Below are 3914 nucleotides of genomic sequence, written 5' to 3'. Positions count from 1 at the left end.
AGCCGCCCGCGCCCGGCAGTCTGCTGCTCGGCCACCAGCAAGGTGGGCTCGCACTGGCCGTTGCGCGCACGGCGCATCAATTCGGTGTTGGTGGAGTCGATGGTGGGCAGCACCTCGACGGTAAAGCCCGGTAACAGCGGTGACACCGCTTCCCAGACGGCCTCGGCAGGCCAGCGGATGGGGGCATTCATCGCCGGGCCTTTTTGGCGGCCTTGGCGGAAGGTTTGGATGGCGGCAGCGGCACGGGAGGTGCCCAGCCGCGCTTGGGCGCCAGCAGCGTGCCCCGGCAGTTGGGGCTGCCACACCAGCAGGGGTATTCGGCCTTGAGCTTCGGGGTATAGCGCTCTTCAATGATCAGGCCGTAGTCGTAATTGAGCTCTTCGCCCGCCTGGATGTTGCGCAGCGCGGTGATGAAAATGCGGCCGTCCCGCTCGTCGGCGTAGCAGTTGGGGTTGCAGCTGTGGTTGATCCAGCGCGACGAATTGCCACCGAACTTTGCGTCGATCACATGGTCTTCATCCACATGGAAGTAGAACGTGTGGTTGGGCTGCAAGGGGTCGTGCGGGTGCCGGTCCTGCGCCTCCTGCCAGCCAATCACTTCACCCGTGTATTCGACAAGGACTTCGCCCTCTGCAATATCCTGCACGGCAAAAACGCCCTTGCCGTGCACGCCCGAACGCCGGGTCTGGATGCGACGGCCCTGCGCGGGGGTCGGGGTTGCAGGCGGTGCGGTGCGGGGCATGGCAAAAACTCTGTTAACTTGAATATGCACACATGCGCGTGCGCGTGTACGCGTGAGGCAACGAATTGTAGAAGCGACCGGCCGGATGCCGGACAGCCAGACTGGCGAGAAACCAAAAAATGACCAAGACCCTGGTAATTGCAGAGAAACCCTCGGTGGCGCAAGACATCGTGCGCGCGCTGACCCCCGTGGCGGGCAAGTTCGAGAAGCACGAAGACCACTTCGAGAACGACCGCTATGTAGTCACCAGCGCCGTGGGCCACCTGGTGGAGATCCAGGCACCCGAGCAGTTTGACGTGAAGCGCGGCAAGTGGAGCTTTGCGCACCTGCCTGTGATCCCGCCGTACTTTGACCTGAAGCCCGTGGACAAGACCAAGAGCCGCCTGAACGCGGTGGTCAAGCAGGCCAAGCGCAAGGACGTGACACAGCTCATCAACGCCTGCGACGCGGGCCGCGAGGGGGAGCTGATCTTCCGCCTGATCGAGCAGTACGCCGGTGGCGCCAAGCCCCTGGGCAAACCGGTCAAGCGCCTGTGGCTGCAGTCCATGACGCCCCAGGCCATCCGCGACGGCTTTGATGCGCTGCGCACTGAGCAGCAGATGGCGGGCCTGGCCAGTGCGGCGCGCAGCCGCTCCGAGGCCGACTGGCTGGTGGGCATCAATGGCACGCGGGCCATGACGGCGTTCAACTCGCGCGATGGTGGGTTCTTCCTGACCACCGTGGGCCGGGTGCAGACGCCCACGCTGTCGCTGGTTGTGGAGCGCGAGGAAAAGATCCGCAAGTTCATCAGCCGCGACTATTGGGAAATCCACGCCACCTTTGGCGCGGAAGCCGGCGAGTACCCCGCCAAGTGGTTCGACCCCAAGTGGAAGAAGGGCGAGGATGTGGAAATGCGCGCGGACCGCGTGTGGTCCGCCGCCGAGGCACAGTCAATAGCCAACGCCGTGCGCGGCAAGCAGGCCACGGTCACCGAAGAAAGCAAGCCCACCACACAGGCATCGCCCCTGCTGTTCGACCTGACCAGCCTGCAGCGCGAGGCCAACGGCAAGTTCGGCTTTTCGGCCAAGACCACGCTGGCCCTGGCGCAAAGCCTGTACGAGCGCCACAAGGCCCTGACCTACCCGCGTACCGACTCGCGCGCGCTGCCGGAAGACTATTTGCCGGTGGCCAAGCAGACCTTCGAGATGCTGGCCGACAGCGGCATGCGGCACCTGGCGCCCCACGCGCTCACGGCGCTGAACAACAACTACGTGCGCCCGTCCAAGCGCATCTTTGACAACAGCAAGGTCAGCGATCACTTTGCCATCATCCCCACGCTGCAGGCACCGAGCGGCCTGAGCGAAGCCGAGCAAAAGCTGTACGACCTGGTCGTGCGCCGCTTCATGGCGGTGTTCTTCCCCAGCGCTGAATACACGGTGACCACGCGCATCAGCACCGTGGCCCCGCACAGCTTCAAGACCGAAGGCAAGGTGCTGGTCAAGCCCGGCTGGCTGGCCATCTATGGCAAGGAAGCGGCTGACGAAGTGGAAGGTGGCAAGGACGGCGACAAGGGCCAGAACCTGGTGCCGGTGAAGCCCGGCGAGAGCGTCAACACCCTGACCGCCGACCCCAAGGGCCTCAAGACCAAGCCCCCCGCCCGCTACTCCGAAGCCACGCTGCTGGGCGCCATGGAAAGCGCGGGTAAGCAGATCGACGACGACGAACTGCGCGAAGCCATGCAGGAAAAAGGCCTGGGCACCCCAGCCACACGCGCGGCCATCATCGAAGGCCTGCTGACCGAAAAGTACATGCTGCGCGAGGGCCGCGAAATCATCCCCACGGCCAAGGCCTTCCAGCTCATGACGCTGCTGCGCGGGCTGGAAGTGGAAGAACTCTGCCGTGCCGACCTGACCGGCGAGTGGGAGTACAAGCTCTCGCAAATGGAAAAGGGCCAACTGAGCCGCGAAGCCTTCATGGCCGAGATCGCCGCCATGACCGAGCGCATGGTCAAGAAGGCCAAGGAATACGATCGCGACACGATCCCTGGCGACTACGCCACGCTTGAATCGCCCTGCCCCAACTGCGGCGGTGTGGTGAAGGAAAACTACCGCCGCTTTGCCTGCGTGGGCAAGGCGGGCGCGGAGCCTTGTGGATTCAGCTTCGGCAAATCACCCGCAGGCCGCACCTTCGAGACGGCCGAGGCCAACGCGCTGCTGCGGGACAAGAAGATCGGGCCGCTGGAGGGCTTCCGCTCCAAGGCGGGCTGGCCCTTCACCTCCGAGATCGTCATCAAGTACGACGACGAGGCGCACAACTACAAGCTCGAATTCGACTTCGGCGACGACAAGAAGGGCGAAGAGTCCGGCGAGATCGTGGAGTTTGAAGACGCCGCGCTCGGCCCTTGCCCCATCTGCGGATCGGAAGTGCACGAACACGGCAGCAACTATGTGTGCAGCAAGGCCGTGCCTACCGCGGCGCAGCCCACGCCCAGCTGCACCTTCAAGAGCGGCAAGATCATCCTGCAGCAGCCCGTGGAGCGCGAGCAGATGCACAAGCTGCTGGAGACCGGCAAGACCGACCTGCTCGACAAGTTCGTGAGCATGCGCACGCGCCGCAACTTCAAGGCCCACCTGGCGTGGGACAAGGAGGCGGGCAAAGTCAACTTTGAATTCGCGCCCAGCAAGTTCCCCCCCCGCCCGGGCGCCGCTTCAAAAACAATAGCAACCAAGGCAAAACCCACTAGCGCTGCCGCCAAAAAAGCCCCTGCAAAGAAGGCCGCAGCCAAAACGACGGCTGCCAAAGCCCCGCGCAAGGCCGCTGCAGGCAAGGCCCCCAGCGCCGCCCTGGCCGCCGTGATTGGCACCGAGCCGGTGGCGCGCCCCGAGGCCGTGAAGAAGATGTGGGAATACATCAAGGCCCACAACCTGCAAGACCCCAAGGACAAGCGCACCATCGTCGCTGACGACAAGCTGCGCGCCGTGTTCGGCAAGGACAGCGCGGGCATGTTTGAGCTGGCGGGCATCCTGGGCAACCACCTGGGCGGCGAATGATGAAGCCGCTGAACATGGTGCCTATCGCGTCGATGGCGGGCAGCGTCTGCCGCACCGCGCTGGTGGCACTCGCGGTTGCCGCTGCGCTGGGGGGTTGCACCACCACAGGCTCTGCGCGCTCCAGCGACCCGGCCAGCCAGCAG

Annotated in this window: 2 protein-coding genes and 1 pseudogene; 1 reads left to right on the top strand and 2 read right to left on the bottom strand. The window is 64.6% G+C overall.

From position 1 onward, the window contains the following. Both DBR23_RS27995 and DBR23_RS27990 read right to left on the bottom strand, forming a co-directional pair. Window positions 1-191: pseudogene (locus DBR23_RS27995) on the bottom strand (biotin--[acetyl-CoA-carboxylase] ligase); the annotation flags it as partial. Then, a complete protein-coding gene (locus tag DBR23_RS27990) occupies window positions 188-742 on the bottom strand; it encodes an SET domain-containing protein (protein WP_108500224.1) in 555 nt (184 codons plus the stop codon). The gene DBR23_RS27990 and the pseudogene DBR23_RS27995, both read right to left, overlap by 4 nt. 119 nt (window positions 743-861) lie before the next feature. Between DBR23_RS27990 and DBR23_RS27985 the strand changes: the two genes are divergently transcribed. After that, window positions 862-3771, top strand: coding sequence for a DNA topoisomerase III (locus DBR23_RS27985; RefSeq protein ID WP_108500223.1), 2910 nt, complete (start codon window positions 862-864; stop codon window positions 3769-3771). Window positions 3772-3914: the final 143 nt, after the last annotated feature.

Origin of the sequence: Acidovorax sp. HMWF018, from assembly GCF_003061035.1 — a bacterium.
Classification (GTDB): domain Bacteria; phylum Pseudomonadota; class Gammaproteobacteria; order Burkholderiales; family Burkholderiaceae_C; genus Acidovorax; species Acidovorax delafieldii.
Note: the sequence above shows the minus strand (reverse complement) of the source record. Positions and strands in the feature narration are given on the sequence as shown.